Here is an 18,693-nt window from a genome sequence, read left to right on the forward strand (position 1 = left end):
AAGATGTGGCGGCGGGTCGCCGACGAGGCCGCGCGGCGGACGGCGGGCGGCCGGTAACGTGGCGCCGTGACCACCGAGACCCCCGTGCCCACGGCGAAGCGGGTGCCCAGCGAGCGCACCCACCACGGCGACACCGTCGTCGACGAGTACGCCTGGCTCACCGTCAAGGACGACCCGGAGACCATCGCCTACCTGACCGCCGAGAACGCCTACACCGAGGCCCGCACGGCGCATCTCGAAGGGCTGCGCGCGAAGCTGTTCGAGGAGACCCGCCGGCGCACCCAGGAGACCGACCTCTCGGTGCCCAGCCGCAAGGGCGACTACTGGTACTACGCCCGCACGGTGGAGGGCCAGCAGTACGGCGTGCAGTGCCGCCGTGCCGTCCGCGACGGCGAGACGGAGCCGCCGGTCAGCACCGACGGCGCGCCGCTCGACGGCGAGGAGGTGCTGCTCGACGGCAACCTGCTCGCCGAGGGGCACGACTTCTTCGCGCTGGGCGCGCTCGACATCAGCCCGGACGGGCGGTGGCTCGCCTACTCCACGGACTTCTCCGGCGACGAGCGGTTCACGCTGCGGGTCAAGGACCTCTCCACCGGCGAACTGCTCCCCGACGAGGTGCCCGACACCTTCTACGGCACCGCCTGGTCCGCCGACGCCTCGGTGCTGTTCTACGTCACGGTGGACGAGAGCTGGCGCCCGAACCGGGTGTGGCGGCACACCCTGGGCACCCCCTCCAGCGAGGACGTGGTGGCCTACCAGGAGGACGACGAGCGGTTCTGGGTGGGCGTCGAGCTGAGCCGCTCCGAGCGGTTCATCCTCATCGACGTGCACAGCAAGATCACCAGCGAGGTGCTGGTGATCCCTGCCGGCAACCCGACCGGCGCGCCGGCGTCCGTGGCCCCCCGGCGGCAGGGCGTGGAATACGCGGTCGAGCACCACGGGCACCGCTTCCTGATCCTGCACAACGACGGCGCGGAGGACTTCGCGCTGGCGTACACCTCGGCGGACGCGCCCGGCGACTGGGTGCCGCTGATCGAGCACTCGCCCGGCACCCGGCTGGAGGCGGTCGACGCCTTCGCCGACCACCTGGTCGTCTCGCTGCGCACCAACGGGCTCACCGGGCTGCGGGTGCTCCCCGTCGGCGGGGGCGACGCGTACGACATCGACTTCCCGGAGCCGCTCTACAGCGTCGGCCTGCACGACAACCCGGAGTACCGCACCGGGCAGATCCGGCTCCGGTACACCTCGCTGGTCAGCCCCGACTCGGTCTACGACTACGACCTGGTCACCCGGCAGATGGTGCTGCGGCGACGCAAGCCGGTGCTGCCCGGGCCGGACGGGCGGGCGTACGACCCGGCCGACTACGAGCAGCACCGCGACTGGGCGCTCGCCGACGACGGCACCCGGGTGCCGATCTCGCTGGTCTGCAAGGCCGGCACGCCGAAGGACGGCTCCGCCCCCTGCGTGCTCTACGGCTACGGCTCGTACGAGGCCAGCATGGACCCGTGGTTCTCCATCGCGCGGCTCTCCCTGCTCGACCGGGGCGTCATCTTCGCCGTGGCGCACATCCGGGGCGGCGGCGAGCTGGGCCGAAGCTGGTACGAACAGGGCAAGCTGCTGGCCAAGAAGAACACCTTCACCGACTTCGTCGCCTGCGCCCGGCACCTGGTCAAGGCCGGCTGGACGGGCGGCGACCGGCTCGTCGCCCGGGGCGCCTCGGCCGGCGGGCTGCTGATGGGCGCGGTCGCCAACATCGCCCCGGACGCGTTCGCCGGGATCGTCGCGCAGGTGCCCTTCGTGGACGCGCTCACCTCGATCCTCGACCCGTCGCTGCCGCTGACCGTCACCGAGTGGGAGGAGTGGGGCAACCCGCTGGCCGACCCGGAGGTCTACGCGTACATGAAGTCCTACACCCCGTACGAGAACGTGCGGGCGGTGGACTACCCGGCGATCCTCGCGGTGACCAGCCTCAACGACACCCGGGTGCTCTACCACGAGCCGGCGAAGTGGGTGGCCCGGCTGCGCGCGGTCGCCCCGCGGGGCGACTACCTGCTCAAGACCGAGATGGGCGCCGGCCACGGCGGCCCCAGCGGCCGCTACGACTCCTGGCGCGAGGAGGCGTTCGTCAACGCCTGGATCCTCGACCGGCTCGGCCGGGCCTGAGCGTGGCGGGAGGGGCCCTCGACCGGAGGGCCCCTCCCGACGCTCTCAGCGCAGCACGCCCGCCAGCACCGCCGGGTCGACGTTGCCGCCGGTCACCACGGCGACCGTACGACCGGGCGGCAGCTCGGCGGCGTGGAACAGCCGGGCGGCCACGGCCACCGCGCCGCTCGGCTCCACGACCAGGCGGGCGTCCCGGACCAGCCGGCCCATCGCGGCCCCGATCTCCTCCTCCGTCACCGTGACGACACGGTCGAGCCGGGCCCGCAGGTGGGCGAGGGTCAGCTCGGACGGTGGCAGGCGCAGGCCGTCGGCCATCGTCCGGTAGGTGCGCTCCTCGCCCCACACCACCACCGACCCGGCCGCCAGCGACTCCTGGGCGTCGGCGGCCAGCTCCGGCTCGACGCCGATCACCGCCGTCGCCGGCCGCAGCGCCGCCACGGCGGTCGCCACGCCGGAGGAGAGGCCGCCGCCGCCCACCGGCACCAGCACCACGTCGACGTCGGGCAGGTCCTCGACGATCTCCAGCCCGACCGTGCCCTGCCCGGCGATGATCCGCCGGTCGTCGAAGGGCGGCACCAGCACCGCGCCCGTCGTCGCGGCGATCCGCGCCGCCTCCGGCCCGCGCCGCGGGGGCGGCACCAGCAGGACCTCCACCCCCAGGGCCCGGATCCGGTCGACCTTCACCGCCGGCGCGCCCTCGGGCACCACGATCCGGCACGGCACACCGGCCGCGCTGGCCGCGTAGGCCAGCGCCAGGCCGTGGTTGCCCGAGGAGTGGGTGACCACCCCGCGCGCCCGCTCCGCCGGGGTCAGCCGGGCGACCGCGTGGGTCGCGCCGCGCAGCTTGAAGGACCCCACCGGTTGCAGGCTCTCCGGCTTGAGCCACAGCTCCGGGTCCCAGCCGGTCCGCAGCAGCGGGGTACGCGACACGGTGCCCGCGATGTCGGCGGCGGCGCCTCGGACGTCGTCGATCGAGACCAGCTCCATCGCCCCATCCTGCCCGATCCGGGCGGGCGTCGGCGGTCCCGCGTCCGTCCGCCCGTGACCTTCGGGCGCCCCTAGACTGCCGGGGTGACCGGGGACGGCGAGACCGACGAGGACGCGCGGGCCGAGGGCGTACCGGCGGCGGGCTGGCGGGCGGCGGCGCGTGACCGGCGGGTCTGGGCGATCCTCGTGGTGGTCGCGTTCCTGCTCGTGTGCTGCTGTTCGGCCGTCGCCGGGACGCTGCTCGCGCTCTCCGCCGGCCTGTTCACCGCCTGACGCGGCCGGCTGGGCCGGTCGTCGGGAAGGCCCGCGCGGCGGGGCGCCGCGCGGGCCTTCGAGAAGGGAACGGCTCTCCGGTCAGGCGCCCGCCGACCAGGCGGGGTGCCGACCGGTCAGGGCGAGGAGACGATCGATCTCCGAGGCGTCCGAGGCGGACGCGGCCACCGGCTCGGCGAAGAGGCCACGCTCGCGGGCCGTCGGGCCCCGCTGCTCCATGAACGCGTAGATCGGGGGCAGCGCCTCCGGCGCGGGCTGGAACGGCTGACCGGTGGCGATGGCCAGGTCCCACCCGTGCACCGTGAGTTCGAGCAGCGCGATGCTGCCGACCAGTTCCTGTGGCATGCCCATTCCGGGCGAGTCACCCTCCAGGGCGGCCGGATCCGACCACGCCTCGATCAGTTTCGCGATCTCGCCCTCGAAGCGGTCGCGCCAGCCCTCGGTCAGGTGGTCGGGCTTCTCCACCCACTCCGGCTGCTGCTTCGCCGCGAGGACCCGGAGGTTGACCACCGCCTGGTAGAAGTGGTTGAGCAGGTCGCGTACCGCGTAGTCGCTACAGGGGGTCGGCAGGCCCAACTGGTCGTCGGAGATCCCCCGGATCACCGCGACGGTACGGGGCGCCGCGGCTGCCAACAGATCGCTAGTCTTTGTGGACATAGGGTCAGCGTATGAGGATCGTCTTGAAGAAATGCGACACCAGCCGCGCCGCGACAGCCGGGGAATTCTGGACCCCCACCGGTTGCTGCGGCGGGTCCGGCTCCGCCGCTGCCTGCCGGCCGCCGCGCTACTGCCCTATGTGGAGCACTACTGGCTCGTCGACTGGCGGCTGACCGAGCCGTTCGTGCAGCGGGTCGTGCCCCATCCCGCGGTGAACATGGTCTTCGCCCGTCACGACGACGCCCCCGAGACCGCCGAGATCGCCGGCGTCGGGCTGCGACTGCTCTCGATAACGCTGGCCGGCAGCGGCCAGGTCTGCGGCGTCCAGTTCCGCCCGGGCGGCTTCCGGCCCTACTGGCGGCGGTCGGTCGCCGAGCTGACCGGGCGGCGCCTGCCCCTCACCACCACCGGCCCCGGCGCCGCCGACCCGACCGGTGCCGGCGCACCCCCGCGGCCCGCCGTGGGCGGCGCGGTCTGCGAGGGTACGGACGACGAGCGCTGCGCCGCGCTGGACGCCTTCCTCACCGCCTGGGCGCCCGAGCCGGACCCGGTCGCCGACGAGGTCATCGCGCTGGTCGAGAAGATCCGCGCCGACCGGAACATCCTGCGGGTGAGCGACTTCGCCCGGCGGCACGACAGCTCCGTCCGCCGGTTGCAGCGGCTCTTCCTGGAGTACGTCGGCGTCGGCCCCAAGTGGGTCATCCGGCGCTACCGGCTCCAGGAGGCGATCGAGCAGGCCGCCGGCGGGCCGCAGGACTGGGCGGCGCTCGCCTTCGACCTGGGCTACAGCGACCAGGCCCACCTGGTCCGGGAGTTCACCGCCGTCACCGGCGTCTCCCCGGCCGCGTACGCCCGGTCGCTCGGCTGACCGGCGCACCCGCCGCTCCGGGCGCGGGGAGGCCGGCGCGTCCCGGGGGCCGCCGAGTCCCGCTGGCACGCCCGACGGTCAGCGGCGGCGGAGGGCGACCACGGCGACGTCGTCGTGGATCTCCGGTGGGGCCAGCTCGACCAGGAGCCGCTCGCAGAACCGGTCCAGGTCGGCGTCGACCCGGCTGGCGACCCCGGCCAGGGCGGCCAGCCCGTCGTCGATCGTGCTGTCGCGCCGCTCGATCAGGCCGTCGGTGTAGAACACCAGCGTCGCCCCGGCGGGCAGCACGAACTCCAGGTCGGGCGGCCGGGGCGCGCGGACCCCGAGCAGCGGGGCGGAGTGCTGCACGAACTCCACCTTGCCGTCGATGCTGAGCGCCGGCGGCAGGTGCCCGGCGCTGGCCAGCCGGACCCGGCCGCTGGGCGGGTGCAGCAGCAGCACGCAGATCGTGGCCAGCTCGTCGGGGAGCAGGGTGCGCATGAGTTCGTTGACCCGGTGCAGGATCTCGCCCGGCTGGTGCCCCTCCACCGCGTACGCCCGCACCGCGTGCCGCAGCTCGGCCATCACCGTCGCGGCGTGCAGCGAGTGACCGGCCACGTCGCCGATCGCCAGCAGCAGGTGGCCGTCGAGCATCACCAGCTCGTAGAAGTCGCCGCCCACCTCGGTCTGCGCGCTCGCCGGCTCGTACCGGACGGCCATGTCGAGGCCGTTGACCTCCGGGACCCGGCGGGGCAGCAGGCTGCGCTGGAGGGTGACCGCGATGCGGTGCTCCTCGTCGAAGGAGCGCTGCGCCTCCACCGCCGCCGCCACGGCCTGGGCGAGCTGCACCAGCACCGGCGTACGGGCGGTCTGCGTGGCGGTGGGTACGACGACGTAGAGCGGCGCGCGGTCCTCGCGCAGCCGCGCGGCGGCCACGGTGACGGTGTCGCCCGTCGGCCAGTCGACCAGGCCCCAGCCCGTCGGCTCGTCCACCCGGACCGTCGTCCCGGTCGGCACCCCGGTGTCGTCCACGACCCACGGCCTGACCACGGCCGTGGCGTCGGGGCCGCTGGCGACCCCGGCGATGCAGTCGCCGTCGAACGTCTCGGCGATCACCGCCGCCGGGCTCTTGAAGATCCGCGCGGCGCCGGCCGCCGCCGCCTCCAGCAGCCGCGCGAAGCTCGGCGCGGAGTGCACCGCCACGGTGGTGTCCGCCAGCCCCAGCAGCCGCTCGGCGAGCAGCTCCGCGCGCTGCCGGGCCCGGTAGTAGCGCAGCACCGCGTGGGAGGTGGCGACCAGCTCCTCCGGTTCGATCGGCTCGGCCAGGTACGCGTCCGCGCCCCGGGTGAGCCCCTGCGCCCGGTCCACCACGTCCACCGCGTGCGCGGAGACGTGGATGACGGGCATCGCCGGGTGTGCTGCCTTGATCCGCTCGCAGACCTCGAAGCCGTTGAGGTCGGGCAGGCGCACGTCGAGCACCACGAGGTCGATCGGGTCCACCCCGACCCGGGCCAGGGCCTCGCCCCCGCTCTCCGCCTCCAGCACCGCGAAGCCGGCGCGGGAGAGCCAGCTGACCAGGAGGTAACGCTTGGTGGGGCTGTCGTCGACCACCAGCACCGTCGCCGGGCCGCCCTCCACCGTCACGCTCCGCCTATGGGCAGGGTGACCGTGAACGTGCTGCCCCGGCCCGGCTCGCTGGACACCACCAGGCTGCCGCCGAGCAGGTTCACCAGCCGTCGCGCGTAGGGCAGGCCGAGGCCGGTGCCGCCGACCCGGGTCGCGCCGGGCACCTGGTAGAACTCCTCGAAGATCCGTTCGTGCAGCTCCGGCGGGATGCCCGCGCCGGTGTCGGAGACCGTGAGGGACCACTGGTCGTTCCACCGCTCCGCCCGCAGCCGTACCTCGCCCCGCTCGGTGAACTTGAGCCCGTTGTGCAGCAGGTTGCGCAGCACCTGGGCGAGCAGCACCTCGTCGGTGCGCAGCGTCGCCGGCATCGGCGGCTCCTCCACCACCAGCTCCACCCCGGCGCGGGGTGCCAGTGCCCGCAGCGTGCCGCGCAACTGGCCGAAGATCGGTCGCAGGTCGACTTCGGCCCAGTCGGGCTCGATCCGGCCCGACTCGGCCTTGGCCAGGTCGAGCAGCTCGTTGACCAGCGTGAGCAGGTCGCTCGCGGAGGAACGGATCAGCCCGACCTGGCGGGCCTGTTCGGCGGTGAGCGGGTCCGACGCGGAATCCCCCAGCAGCCGGCCCAGCCCCATGATCGCGGTGACCGGCGCCCGCAGCTCGTGGCTGACGTTCGCCAGGAACCGGCTCTTCGACTCGCTGGCCGCGCGGAGCTGGGCGGACTTCTCGTCCAGCTCGGCGTAGAGGGCCACCACGCCGCGGTTGGTCTCCTCCAGCTCCTCGGTGAGCTGGTTGTAGAGCGCCATCACGCCCCGGTTGGTCTCGGCCAGCTCCTCGTTCAGCACGGCCAGCTCGTCGCGCTGGCTGCGCACCTCGTCCAGGGCGGCGATCAGCTGGCCGTTCTGGGCCGCCAGCTCGTCCAGGGCGCTGCCCGGGGCGTTCTGGTCGAGCTCACACCGCAGCTCGGCCAGACGCTCGGGAGTCAGCGCCGCTGCGGTGACCGGGACACGTCGGGACATCCTCACGACCGTATCCCCCTCCCCCGCCACCGTGCTCAACTTGTCCACCAACCGCGCCACCGCGCCGGACTGCGGCTCGTACCGCCCGCCGGGCAGCGGACGCACGGGGGCGAGGTCCACCTGGAGGTGGCGCCTGCCGTCGAGCGTCTCCTCGACGACCGAGAATGTCACGTCCGCACCGCCGACCGCGCGCAGCAGATCGCGGGCGACCTCGCTGAGCGCGGTGGCGATGCGTACCTGGTCCTGGTGTTCCAGCCCCACCGCGGCGGCGACCTCGCGACCCCGCTGCCGGACGACGAAGATGTCGTGCTCGACCCGCAGCGCCATCTGCAACAGGGGCGCCCCGGCGGGCCCCTGCCCCGTCACGGCCACGCCCGCACGACCAGGACGCAGGCGTCGTCGCGACGGGTACCGGCGTCCCTCAGCACCGTCGCGGCCACCACCAGGGGGGAACGGTCCACGAGACCCGGGTAGTCGGTGAGCTGCCAGCGGTCGACCACCCCGTCGCTGTGCATCACCAGCAGGGCGCCGGCCTCGAACGGGTAGTCGTACTCCCGGACCGAGGGTCGCTGGTGCCCGGCGATGCCGGGCAGCGAGACCAGGCCCCGCCGCTTGCCGTCCGCGCCGAGCACGGCGGCCGAGATGTTGCCCAGCCCCGAGTAGCGCAGCAGCCCGGCCGCCGGGTCCGGCTCGGCCACGGCCAGCGCCGCGCCCCGGGTGTGCGACATCGCGCGGTGCAGGTGCTGGACGACCGTCGCCGGCGGCCCCGCCGGAGCCCTGCGGAACGCGTCGAGCGCGGCGTCGGTGGCGGCGGAGGCGAGCGGCCCGTGCCCCAGGCCGTCACAGGTGAGCACCTGGCGTCGGCCCTCGACGACCCGCCAGGCGTACCCGTCCCCGCTGACCGACTCCCCGGTCAGTGGCCGGCTCAGCGCGCCGACCCAGGGCCGCTCGTGCCCGCCGTCGCGCCCCGGCCAGACCTGCACGGCGAGGACGGTGCCCCGCTCCGGCCGGGAGTAGCCGTCGAACCAGTTCGCCTGCCGGACGATCGCGCCGAGGCCGATGCCGAGCGTCCCGGCGGTGGAGTGCCCGTCCTGCGAGGAGGCCGTGAGGTCGGCCATCCCCGGCCCGGCGTCGATGGCGACCAGCTCCACGCCCGCCTCCCGTTCACGCCGGACGGGCCGCAGCAGCAGGACCCCGTCCCGGGCGTGCTTGACCAGGTTGCTGGTCAGCTCGGCGGCGACGATGGCCAGGTCGGCGATGCGGGCCTCGCTCATGTCCAGTTGGACGCCGAGCCGCTCGGCGGCCCGCCGCACGGCGCTGGCCGCACCTCCGCTCTCGACCCGGAACCAGATTCCGCGGTCGGAGACCTCGTCGTTCATCGGGACCACTTCGTGACCGTGATCCGGGTTCCCTCGTTGACGGCGGTCTGGATGTCGAACTCGTCGACCAGTCGGCGCGCCCCGCTCAGCCCGAGGCCCAGCCCGCCACCGGTGGTGTAGCCGTCGGTGAGCGCCAGGTCGAGGTCGGCGATGCCCGGGCCCGAGTCGGCGAAGACGATCCGCACGCCCCGCCGCCGGCCGTTGTCCACGGTGGACACCTCGACCATGCCGCCGCCGCCGTAGACCAGGGTGTTGCGGGCCAGCTCGCTGGCCGCGGTGACCACCTTGGTCTGGTCGACCAGCGAGAGTTTGACCGCCACCGCCACCGTACGCACCAGTTGCCGGACGCGGACCACGTCCTCGTCGCTGCGGATCGCCTGCGCCTGCGGCTGGCCCAGGTCGACACCGGCGGTCATGACAACGCCGTCGGCTCGGCGTCCGCCTCGTCGTCGAACGCGAACTCGTGCTCGTCGCCGCGCGCGGCGGCGATCAGCTCGATGCCCCGTTCGACGTTGAGCGCGGTCCGGATGCCGTTGAGGGAGAGGCCCAGCTCGACCAGGGTGATGGCGACGGCGGGGCGCATGCCGACCACCACCGTCTCCGCGTCGAGCACCTTGGAGATCGAGGCGATGGTCGAGAGCATCCGCCCGACGAACGAGTCGACGATGTCCAGGGCGGTGATGTCGATGATCACGCCGTGGCAGCCGGTGGCGACGATTCGCTCCGCCAGGTCGTCCTGGAGCTGGACCGCCGTCTGGTCGGACATGTCGAGCTGGATGGAGACCAGCAGGATGTCGCCGATCTTGAGGATCGGCACCCGCTCCATCAGGCCTCCCGGCGCTGGCGGCGGCTGGTCTCGACCCCGGTGAGCCGGAGCACGTGTCGCAGCGCGTCGGCGAGGCTGGACTTGGTGGCGATGTCGCCGAACTCGATGCCCAGGGCCACGATGGTCTGCGCGATCTGCGGTCGGATGCCGGAGATGATGCAGTCGGCGCCCATCAGCCGGGCGGCCACCACGGTCTTGAGGATGTGCTGGGCGACCTGGGTGTCCACCGCCGGTACGCCGGTGATGTCGATGATCGCGTAGGGCGAGCCGGTGTCGACCAGGGTCTGGAGCAGCCGCTCCATCACCACCTGGGCGCGGGCCGAGTCGAGGGTGCCGACCAGCGGCACGGCCACCACGCCCTCCCAGAGCTTCACGACCGGGGTGGAGAGCTCCAGCAGCTGCTCCGCCTGGTCGGCGATGAGGCTCTCCCGGGTGCGTACGAAGCTCTCGAAGGTGAAGAGACCCATCTGGTCGATCAGCGTCGAGAAGGCGACGTAGTCGCGGAGCTTGTCGGGGCCGTCCTCGGTCTCCAGCAGCTCCAGCAGCACCTCCTTCAGCGCGAACACGCTGACGGCGGTCTCGGAGGCGGAGAAGCCCTGGCGGGCGCGCCCGCGGGACAGCTCCGACAGCACGGCGCGCAGCTCGGTGGCCTGCTCGGACTCGAGATCGACGGCGCCCAGTTCCCCGGCGGTGATGATGCTAGAGTGCAGCTCCCGCACCTGCCGGCGCAGCTCCCCCTGGCTGAGCCGACCACGCAGCGAAGCGGCGACGATCTCCGTCCAGCGTTGCGTGACCCGCTCGGCGTGACCGGTCAGCAGACCGGCCAGCCGGCTGCTCTCCTCGGCGCTCAGCGCCATGGTGGAACCCCCTTCGACCTGGACGGCGGACTCTATCACCGGGGGCTGGGGAGCTACTTGCCGCGTGGCAAATGAATGAGGCTGCCCACCGGATACCGGCTCCCGTTCTGCGTACCACCCCGGTCGTGGGATACCGTTTCCCCGATAACAGGAGGTCTGGCGAATGTCCTTGACGGTGCACACGGAACAGCGCGGCGACGTGGTCGTCGTATCGGTCGCGGGCGAGCTGGACATGGCGACCGCACCGCAGTTGCAGGACCAGATCACCGACCTGCTCGACAAGGGCCGGAGCCGGCTCGTCTTCGACCTGGCGAACGTCTCGTTCTGCGACTCCACCGGGCTGTCGGTGTTCGTCCGCGCCAAGAACAGCTGCGACGAGGCCGGCGGCGTGGTGCGGCTGGCCGCCCCGCAGCGGGGCGTGCTGCGCATCCTCGAGGTGAGCGGCCTCGTCGAGGTGCTGCACACCTACCCGACGGTCGACCAGGCCGTGGCCGGCGACCCCACGCCCGCCAGCTCCTGACGCTCCGCGCTCACGCCTCGTCCTCGACGTACCGGGGGCGGGCGATCACCATGCCCGCGCCCGTCTGCACGGCGAGGGCCGCCAGCAGGAAGCCGATCGGGGCGGTCCACCCGCCGGTCGTCCCGTAGAGGATGCCCACCAGCAGCGGCCCCAGGGCCGCGATGAGATAGCCGACGCTCTGGCTGAAGGCGGAGAGCGCCACCGTCCCCTCGGCGCTCCGGGCGCGCAGCCCGATGGTGGCCAGGACCATCGGGAACGCGCTCTGCCCGATGGCGAGCAGCACCATCCAGAGCAGCGCCCCGTCGTGCGGCGCGACGGCCAGCCCGACGTAGGCGAGGACCATGGCCGCCGAGAGCGTCAGCACCAGCGGGTGCAGCGTGCGCAGCCGGCCGGCCAGGGTCGGCATCAGCAGCGCGATCGGCACGCCCAGCGCCGTCACCCCGGCGAGCAGCAGCCCGGCGTCCTGCGGCCGGTAGCCGGCGTCGCGGAAGAGCTGGGCCAGCCAGCCCATGATCGCGTAGGCGCCGAGCGACTGCGTCCCGAAGTAGACCGCCATCGCCCAGCCGAGTCGGGTCCGTCCCGGCCGGATCCGGGCAGGGCGGGGCGCCACCGCCGCCGCGGTCGCCGCCCGTCGGGCCGCGCGCGCCCGCAGCGCCAGCGGCACCCACGGGAGTACGGCCACCAGCGCCAGCCCGGCCCAGACGGCGAGCCCGGCCCGCCAGGAGCCGAAGAGGTGCGCCACCGGCACCGCCGCCGCGGCGGCCACCGTGGAACCCACCGTCAAGGCCATCGAGTACGCCCCGGTGACCAGCCCGACGCGGTGCGGGAAGTACTGCTTCACCAGGAGCGGGAGCAGGACGTTCGCCACCGCGATCCCGGCCAGCGCGAGGGCACTGCCGGCGATGAAGACCAGCGCGGAGTTCGTGCCGACGCGGACCAGTTGCCCGGCGGCGAGGATCAGCATCGCCACGACCAGCACCCGGGCCGGCGAGTGCCGGCGGACCAGCCGGGGGGTGAGCGCCCCGAAGACGGCGAAGGCCAGCGCGGGCAGGGTGGTGACGAACCCGGCCATCGCCCCGGAGAGCGCGAGGCCGCCACGCACCTCGTCCAGCAGGGCGCCCAGGCTGGTGATCGCGGCCCGCAGGTTGAGCGCGACGAGCAGCATGCCGGCGAGCACGAGCAGGCCGCCGGCGACAGGTCGCGCCGGCGCGGGGGCGGCCGGCGCGGGCGCGGCCGGCGGCGTGGGGGCCGCCGGGGCGACGGTGGGTGGCGGGGTCATGGCTTCGAACCTACAATCATGGGATGAATTTCGGGCCGGTGATGTAACCAGTGCCACCGTCGGTTGATTCCGTCGCCACACCGCCCCGGGGGCACCGCGTGCGGCAGACCATCGCGCAGCTCAGGGAGCGGATCCTGGGCGGCGAGTGGCCGGTGGGCGGGCGGATCCCCACCGAGCCGCAGCTGGTCGCGGCGCTCGGCGTGGGGCGCAACACGGTCCGCGAGGCCGTCCGGGCGCTGGTGCACGCCGGGGTGCTGGAGTGCCGGCAGGGCTCCGGGACGTACGTGGTGTCGACCGACGAGCTGGCCCCCGTGGTGGCCCGCAGGCTCACCGACGACCGGGTGGTCGAGGTGGTCGAGGTGCGCCGCGCCTTCGAGGTGGAGGCCGCCCGGCTCGCCGCGCTGCGGCGTACGCCCGGGGACCTGGCGGCCCTCGACGGCGCGCTCGCCGCCCGCGAGGCGGCCTGGCGCGGCGGCCGGGTCGACGAGTTCGTGGAGGCCGACGCCGCGCTGCACACCGCCGTGGTCGCGGCGGCGCACAACGGCATGCTCGCCGAGCTGTACGCCTCCGTCGGGGCCGCGCTGCGCAGCACCGTCGCCCAGTCGATGGGCGACGCGCTGGAGCCGGAGCGCTACGTCGACCACTCCCGGCTGGTCGAGGCGATCCGGGCCGGCGACCCGGACCGCGCGGCGATCGAGGCCGGCGCTTTTCTGGAGCCCTCGCCCGGGGCATAGGTTGTGCCGGACCACGGACCGGACACCTCGGGAGTATGGATGTTCAAGGGCTTCAAAGACTTCATCATGCGCGGAAACGTCGTCGACCTGGCGGTCGGTGTCGTCATCGGCGCCGCGTTCACCTCGGTGGTCACGTCGCTGACCAACGCGTTCCTCAAGCCGCTGATCGGGCTCTTCGTCCTGCTGCTCACCGGCAAGAGCAACGGGCTCGAAGGAGCCGCGTGGAAGATCCGTGGCATCGAGTTCGACTGGATCAGCTTCATCAACGCGCTGATCACCTTCCTGCTCACCGCGGCGGCCCTCTACTTCCTCGTGGTCTTCCCGATGAACAAGCTGGCCGAGCGGCGCAGGCGGGGCGAGGAGCCGCCGCCGAGCGCGCCGAGCGAGGAGGTCAAGCTGCTCACCGAGATCCGGGACGCCCTGGTCGCCGCCGGTCACGCCACCCCCGGGCAGCGGCGCGGAGCGCTCGACGACGTGCTCGGTCGCCGGGAGGAACCGCCCACCCAGCGCTGAACCCGGCACACGCACATCGGCCCCTGCGGGAATCCCGCAGGGGCCACCCATTTTCGTACGCCTGTTCGATAGAGTCCCGCCATGGAGCAGCGGAAGCACTGGTGGAACGGGAAATGGGGCCGGCTGGCCCGACGCGACGTCTTCCTCCGGGTGGACGCCGACCGGTGGCACGTCGAGCAGCGCGCCGGCGGTTCCGAGGGCGTCTCCCGGTTCTACGAGTACGGCACCGCCGACGAGGCCGAGGAGACGGTCCGGGCGCTGCTCCAGGGCACGGACACGTGGCGCGAGCTCTCCCCCCGGCCGCCCAGCGCCTGGACGCCGGAGGCGTGAGGCCGGCGCGCTGACGGTTTAGCCGGAGCGGGGGCCGGGAACCGCTCCAGGATGGAGCAGCAGGGCACCGAGCGACAGGCGGCAGTTTCCCGGGTCACCACGGGCATGCGGGTGGTCGACGTCGACGGCACCGAGGTCGGCACCGTCGACCTCGTCCAGCGGGGCGACCCGAACGCGGTGACCGTGCAGGCGCCGACCGCCGACCCGGGCAGCAGCCTGGACGAGCTGATCGAGTCCACGGCGGTCGAGGAGCCGGACGTGCCGGCCGACCTGGCGGCCCGCCTGCTGCACAGCGGCTACCTGAAGGTCTCCACCGAACTGGTCCGCACCGGCGCCGTCTACGTGCTCGCCGAGCAGATCGGCGCCGTGGCCGACGGCCAGGTACGCCTCGACGTCCCGGCCCGCGACCTGCCGTCCGAGGAGTGAGCCGGATCCCCGCCCCGGCGTCAGCGGCGCCCATCCGCGCCCGACACGACGCCGGATGGCATACCCGCCGCACGCTTTCGAGCTGATGTCGTAGACGATTCAACGCCCTCCGGCCGCCCGGACGCCTCGCCGGAACCCGCGCCACGCCGCCGCACCCGGGCTCGCTCCGGGTGCCGGAGCGGGGCCGAGGCAAGGCGCCGGGCAAGGTCGAGGAGAGCTGCGGGGCGGCGGCGCCAAGCCAGGGCGCCCGGGCGGCGGCGGAGCCGGATGGCCCGCACAGCGATGGCGGCGGGCCGGGGCCGAGTGAGCCGGCACAGCGGCGGTGGCCGGAGCCGGACGAGCCGGCACAGCGGCGGCGGCGGTGGCCGGGGCGGTGCCGTGATGTCGTAGCCGACTCAGCTCGAAAGCGCGTGGACGGTCAGGTGCCGCCGGCCCCGCCGCCGCTCGGCGACGAGCCCACCGCGACGGAATCCCGCCCGGCCGCGACCGACCCGCCCGCGCCCGACTCAGCCGCGCCCGACTCAGCCGCGCCCGACCCGGCCGTGCCCGACCCGGCCGTGCCCGACTCAGCCGTGCCCGACCCGGCGGGGCGGTGCCGGAAGAGCAGGAGCATCAGCCCGCCGGCGACCAGGCCCCAGAACGCGCCGCCCACGCCGACCAGCGTCACGCCGGACGCGGTCACCACGAAGGTGACCACCGCGGCCTCCCGGGCCGCCGGCTCGGCCAGGGCCGAGGTGAGCGCGGTGGCCAGCGCGCCGAGCAGGGCCAGCCCGGCCACCGCCTCGATCAGCACCGGCGGGGCGAGCGCGACCAGCGCGGTGGCCGCCCCGGCGCCCAGCCCCAGCAGGGCCAGCCCGGTCCCGGCGGTGACCGAGGCGATCCAGCGGCGGTCCGGGTCCGGGTGGGCGTCCGGGCCGGCGGCCAGCGCGGCGGTGATCGCGGCGAGGTTGACCGCGTGTCCGCCGGCGGGGGCGGCGAGGAGGGTGGTCAGCCCCGTGGCCCGCAGCGCGGCGCCGAAGGGCGGCCGGTAGCCGTAGCCGACCAGCACCGCCATCCCGGGCACGTTCTGCGCGGCCATGGTGACCAGGAAGAGCGGCAGCGCCAGGCCCACCATCGCGGAGACGTTCCAGGCCGGGGCGGTCAACTCGACCGCGGGCAGCAGCCCCGCGCCGCCGAGCCCGGACACCGGGGCGGTCAGAGCGATCGCCGCCACCGCGACGACCAGCGCTCCCGGCACCGCCCACCGTCGGGCGAACCGGTGCAGCAGCAGCCAGGCCAGCACCACGGGGACGGCCAGCCGGGGCACCTCGACCAGCGCGCGGACGGGGGCGGTGCAGAGCGGCAGCAGGACCCCGGCCAGCATCGCGCCCGCGACCGGTCGGGGGATCGCCGCGACGGCCCGCCCGAGCGCCGGGAAGAGCCCGGCCGCCACGATCAACACGCCCGAGACCAGGAACGCCCCGACGGCGACGGGCCAACCGCCGGGCATCGCGCCAGTGGCGACGAGCAGCGCCGCGCCCGGGGTGGACCAGGCGACGCTCATCGGGATCCGGTGCCGCAGGCCCAGCCAGACGGCGGAGACCCCGGAGGCCACGCACACCGCGAGCAGCCCGGAGGCCGCCTGCGCGTCCGAGGCGCCGACGGCGCGCAGGCCGGCCAGCACCACCGTGAACGAGCTGGCGAATCCCACCAGCGCGGTGACCACGCCGGCCAGCACCGGTTGCGAGCGTCCCGCCATCCCCGTCCCCCGATCGTTCCGTTTACGGAACACGAACCTGTAGCACCATAGCGGGGTGCCGCAGACGTCACCAGTCCACCGTTCGGCCCCCGATCCGGGCGCCGGGGCCGTCGGTTGCCGGGTACGCGCCCTGCGCGAGGAGCGGGGGATGTCGCTCTCCACCCTCGCCCGGCTCGCCGGGGTGGGAAAGGCGACCCTCTCCGGGCTTGAGAACGGCACCCGCAACCCGACCCTGGAGACGCTCTACGCGATCACCGCGCAGCTCGGCGTCCCGCTGACGGCCGTGCTCTCCGCCCCGGCCGCGGAGTCGACCGCCGGGCCGACCGTCCGCGGCGCCGCGGTGAGCGCCACCCTGCTTGAGGTCTTCGAGGATTCCGACGCCACCTACGAGCTGTACCGGATGCGGGTCGCGCCCGGCCCGGGGCAGCTCTCCCCCGCGCACCAGCGGGGGGTCACCGAGCACGTCACCGTCTTCGCCGGCGTCCTGCGCGCCGGCCCGGCCGACGCGCCGCTGACCGCCGCCGCCGGCGGGCACCTGCGCTGGGCCTCGGACGTGCCGCACGTGTACGCCGCCGTCGGCGAGCAGGAGGTCGCCGCCAGCCTCCTGCTGCGTTACCCCCGCCGCTGACCCGCCCGGCACCGGCCCCGCTGGTTCAGCCGTCGACCGGCGTCGGCACCGGCAGCCGCCGCTGCACCGCCCAGATCGCCGCCTCGGTGCGCGACGCCGACCCGGTCTTGCGCAGCAGGTTGGAGACGTGCACGGTGACCGTCCGCACCGAGATGCCGAGCGCCCGGGCCGCCTGCTTGTTCGACATCCCGGCGACCAGACAGCCCAGCACCTCGATCTCCCGCCCGGTCAGCTCGGCGTCGGCCGGGCCGGTCGGCCGGTGCGGCGCCACCCGCTGGGGACGCGGAACGGACGCCGGCCGGAGCAGCGCCTCGGGGCCCCGGCCGGCGTGTGCGGCGAGCAGTTCGGTCAGCGCGTACGGGTTGCCGCCGGTGCGCCGCCAGACGGCGGCCACCAGCCGGCCGGACGGGCGCGGGTCCGCGTACACCTGGGTCAGCACCTCGGCGACCTCGGCCGGGAGCAGCGGTCCGAGATGTTGGCGGACGGCGCCCCGGACGCCGCAGAGGCGGGCCAGGGCGCGGGCCGCGAGATCCGGCGCGACCGCGTCCTCGGGGGGCCGGCCGGCCACCACCAGCAGCGCCGGCAGGTCCACGGCGGTGGCCAGCTCGCCCACCAGGTTCAGGCTGGCCGGGTCGAGGGCGTGCAGGTCCTCCACCACCAGCACGGCCGGGCCGGACGCGACCAGCAGCCGGACGACCCGCACCGCGAGCCGCAGGAGGGTGCCCGGCGCGTAGCGCTCGCGCGGCGCGGTCGGCTGCTGGGCGAGCCACGCCAGCGCGTCCGGCGGAAGATCGAGCCCGCTCGTGTCCCGGCCCGTGAGAACGGCGGCCAACCAGTCGTACGGGGCGGGGCTGTGCACCCGCGCGGCACCGGAGAGCACCACCGCCGGTCGAGGGCTGAACGCGTCCAGGGCGGCCGCGACCAGGAGAGACTTGCCCACCCCGGCGGCACCGGTGATCACCGCGACGGTCGGCGCGGAGCGTCGCGCGGCGACCACGGTGGACCACGCCCGGTCGAGCTCGGCCAGCTCGCCGGCGCGTCCGACCATCGACACCGGCATCATTCCCCAACCCTACGCAGTAGTGCGTAGAGACGGCGGGAGGGTGTTCTTGGCAAGCTTGACCCCATGACGCTGATCCTCCGCTCGGCCATCATCAACGACATCGGCCTGGTCCGCACCAACAACGAGGACTCCGCACTCGCCGGTGACCGCCTCGTCGCGGTCGCGGACGGCATGGGCGGCCTGCCCGCCGGCGAGGTGGCGAGCGAGATCGTCATCCGGATCCTGGACGAGCTGAGCCCGCCGACCACCCCCGGTGAGGCGGCCGACGCGCTGCGGGCCGTGGTGAGCACCGCCAACCGACGCATCGCCGCCGCCATCTCCGTCGACCCGGCGCGCGACGGCATGGGTACGACGCTGACCGCCGCCCTGCTCGCCGGGGACGCGCTGGTGCTGGCCCAGGTGGGGGACTCCCGCTGCTACCTGCTGCGCGACGGGGAGCTGACCCAGCTGACCCGGGACGACACCTTCGTCCAGGCGCTGGTCGACCAGGGGGCGCTCTCGCCGGAGCAGGCGCGCCACCACCCGCAGCGGTCCCTGGTGACCCGGGCCGTGCAGGGCTCGGACACGCCCCCGGCGGTCGGGGTGCTGACGGTCGTGGCCGGCGACCGGCTGCTGCTGTGCAGCGACGGTCTCTCCGACTACGTCGAGGACGGCACGATCGCCGCCGCGCTGGGCACGTACGGCGACCGCCACCAGTGCGGCGAGCAGCTCGTCAAGCTCGCCCACCAGGCCGGCGCGCCGGACAACGTCACCGTCGTGGTCTCCGACGTCGTCGCCGCCTGAGCGGGTCGTCGCCTCCTCGCGGGCGCGACAGCGGGGGCGGCCCGCGGG

At 74.4% G+C, this 18,693-nt stretch carries 21 protein-coding genes; 10 read left to right on the plus strand and 11 right to left on the minus strand.

The window, feature by feature from the left end:
* Positions 1–66: 66 nt before the first annotated feature.
* Positions 67–2,163, plus strand: a complete 2,097-nt coding sequence (locus V6V16_RS08185) for a S9 family peptidase (RefSeq protein WP_334561073.1) — start codon at positions 67–69, stop codon at positions 2,161–2,163.
* 45 nt (positions 2,164–2,208) lie between these two features.
* Here V6V16_RS08185 and V6V16_RS08190 read toward each other — a convergent pair whose 3' ends face one another.
* Positions 2,209–3,150 carry a threonine ammonia-lyase gene (locus tag V6V16_RS08190; protein ID WP_334561075.1) on the minus strand — a complete coding sequence of 314 codons (942 nt, stop codon included), beginning with the start codon at positions 3,148–3,150 and terminating at the stop codon, positions 2,209–2,211.
* An 84-nt stretch (positions 3,151–3,234) separates the two neighbouring features.
* On the opposite strand from V6V16_RS08190, the gene V6V16_RS08195 reads away from it, so the two are divergent.
* The gene (locus V6V16_RS08195) at positions 3,235–3,423 is read left to right on the plus strand and encodes a hypothetical protein (protein WP_334561077.1); all 189 of its coding nucleotides are present in this window, start codon (positions 3,235–3,237) and stop codon (positions 3,421–3,423) included.
* An 81-nt stretch (positions 3,424–3,504) separates the two neighbouring features.
* Here the strand turns inward: V6V16_RS08195 and V6V16_RS08200 are convergent, their stop codons facing one another.
* Entirely contained in the window at positions 3,505–4,080 is a 576-nt protein-coding gene (locus V6V16_RS08200; RefSeq protein ID WP_334561079.1) for a TIGR03086 family metal-binding protein, read from the minus strand.
* A gap of 31 nt (positions 4,081–4,111) precedes the next feature.
* On the opposite strand from V6V16_RS08200, the gene V6V16_RS08205 reads away from it, so the two are divergent.
* Positions 4,112–4,948: an AraC family transcriptional regulator gene (locus tag V6V16_RS08205; RefSeq protein WP_334561081.1), complete on the plus strand. Its 837-nt coding sequence runs from the start codon at positions 4,112–4,114 to the stop codon at positions 4,946–4,948.
* Positions 4,949–5,026: 78 nt separating this feature from the next.
* On the opposite strand, the gene V6V16_RS08210 is transcribed toward V6V16_RS08205, so the two are convergent.
* Genes V6V16_RS08210 through V6V16_RS08235 form a run of 6 tightly spaced genes read right to left on the minus strand, consistent with a single transcriptional unit; the run spans position 5,027 to position 10,631 of the window.
* On the minus strand, positions 5,027–6,565 hold the full coding sequence (locus V6V16_RS08210) for a SpoIIE family protein phosphatase (protein WP_334561140.1): 1,539 nt from the start codon (positions 6,563–6,565) through the stop codon (positions 5,027–5,029).
* Positions 6,566–6,567: 2 nt separating this feature from the next.
* On the minus strand, positions 6,568–7,896 hold the full coding sequence (locus V6V16_RS08215) for an ATP-binding protein (RefSeq protein ID WP_334561142.1): 1,329 nt from the start codon (positions 7,894–7,896) through the stop codon (positions 6,568–6,570).
* Between the two features lie 35 nt (positions 7,897–7,931).
* Positions 7,932–8,948: a SpoIIE family protein phosphatase gene (locus V6V16_RS08220; RefSeq protein ID WP_334561082.1), complete on the minus strand. Its 1,017-nt coding sequence runs from the start codon at positions 8,946–8,948 to the stop codon at positions 7,932–7,934.
* Positions 8,945–9,364, minus strand: coding sequence for an ATP-binding protein (locus V6V16_RS08225; protein ID WP_334561083.1), 420 nt, complete (start codon positions 9,362–9,364; stop codon positions 8,945–8,947). Before V6V16_RS08225 ends, V6V16_RS08220 begins: the two co-directional genes overlap by 4 nt.
* On the minus strand, positions 9,361–9,774 hold the full coding sequence (locus V6V16_RS08230; RefSeq protein ID WP_334561085.1) for an STAS domain-containing protein: 414 nt from the start codon (positions 9,772–9,774) through the stop codon (positions 9,361–9,363). Before V6V16_RS08230 ends, V6V16_RS08225 begins: the two co-directional genes overlap by 4 nt.
* Positions 9,774–10,631 (minus strand): STAS domain-containing protein, encoded by an 858-nt coding sequence (locus tag V6V16_RS08235; RefSeq protein WP_334561087.1) that lies wholly within the window; start codon positions 10,629–10,631, stop codon positions 9,774–9,776. The genes V6V16_RS08230 and V6V16_RS08235 overlap by 1 nt, the downstream gene beginning before the upstream one ends.
* Before the next feature lie 163 nt (positions 10,632–10,794).
* On the opposite strand from V6V16_RS08235, the gene V6V16_RS08240 reads away from it, so the two are divergent.
* Entirely contained in the window at positions 10,795–11,151 is a 357-nt protein-coding gene (locus V6V16_RS08240) for an STAS domain-containing protein (protein WP_092381119.1), read from the plus strand.
* Positions 11,152–11,161: 10 nt separating this feature from the next.
* Here the strand turns inward: V6V16_RS08240 and V6V16_RS08245 are convergent, their stop codons facing one another.
* Entirely contained in the window at positions 11,162–12,430 is a 1,269-nt protein-coding gene (locus V6V16_RS08245; protein ID WP_334561091.1) for an MFS transporter, read from the minus strand.
* 50 nt (positions 12,431–12,480) lie between these two features.
* Between V6V16_RS08245 and V6V16_RS08250 the strand changes: the two genes are divergently transcribed.
* From V6V16_RS08250 to V6V16_RS08265, 4 genes are all read left to right on the plus strand, one after another.
* A complete protein-coding gene (locus tag V6V16_RS08250; protein WP_334561093.1) occupies positions 12,481–13,164 on the plus strand; it encodes a FadR/GntR family transcriptional regulator in 684 nt (227 codons plus the stop codon).
* A gap of 39 nt (positions 13,165–13,203) precedes the next feature.
* Positions 13,204–13,677 (plus strand): large conductance mechanosensitive channel protein MscL, encoded by a 474-nt coding sequence (gene mscL, locus V6V16_RS08255; protein WP_334561094.1) that lies wholly within the window; start codon positions 13,204–13,206, stop codon positions 13,675–13,677.
* An 81-nt stretch (positions 13,678–13,758) separates the two neighbouring features.
* Complete coding sequence (locus V6V16_RS08260) at positions 13,759–14,007, plus strand: hypothetical protein (protein WP_334561095.1); 249 nt, start codon at positions 13,759–13,761, stop codon at positions 14,005–14,007.
* Between the two features lie 51 nt (positions 14,008–14,058).
* Positions 14,059–14,433, plus strand: a complete 375-nt coding sequence (locus V6V16_RS08265; protein ID WP_334561097.1) for a hypothetical protein — start codon at positions 14,059–14,061, stop codon at positions 14,431–14,433.
* A gap of 418 nt (positions 14,434–14,851) precedes the next feature.
* Here the strand turns inward: V6V16_RS08265 and V6V16_RS08270 are convergent, their stop codons facing one another.
* The gene (locus V6V16_RS08270; protein WP_334561099.1) at positions 14,852–16,171 is read right to left on the minus strand and encodes a benzoate/H(+) symporter BenE family transporter; all 1,320 of its coding nucleotides are present in this window, start codon (positions 16,169–16,171) and stop codon (positions 14,852–14,854) included.
* Between the two features lie 148 nt (positions 16,172–16,319).
* On the opposite strand from V6V16_RS08270, the gene V6V16_RS08275 reads away from it, so the two are divergent.
* A complete protein-coding gene (locus V6V16_RS08275; protein WP_334561101.1) occupies positions 16,320–16,799 on the plus strand; it encodes a helix-turn-helix domain-containing protein in 480 nt (159 codons plus the stop codon).
* Between the two features lie 25 nt (positions 16,800–16,824).
* On the opposite strand, the gene V6V16_RS08280 is transcribed toward V6V16_RS08275, so the two are convergent.
* Positions 16,825–17,862 carry a helix-turn-helix domain-containing protein gene (locus V6V16_RS08280; protein WP_334561103.1) on the minus strand — a complete coding sequence of 346 codons (1,038 nt, stop codon included), beginning with the start codon at positions 17,860–17,862 and terminating at the stop codon, positions 16,825–16,827.
* A gap of 63 nt (positions 17,863–17,925) precedes the next feature.
* On the opposite strand from V6V16_RS08280, the gene V6V16_RS08285 reads away from it, so the two are divergent.
* Entirely contained in the window at positions 17,926–18,645 is a 720-nt protein-coding gene (locus V6V16_RS08285) for a PP2C family protein-serine/threonine phosphatase (protein ID WP_334561105.1), read from the plus strand.
* The last annotated feature ends 48 nt before the right edge of the window (positions 18,646–18,693 follow it).

Origin of the sequence: Micromonospora sp. CPCC 205561, from assembly GCF_036906775.1 — a bacterium.
GTDB lineage: Bacteria > Actinomycetota > Actinomycetes > Mycobacteriales > Micromonosporaceae > Micromonospora.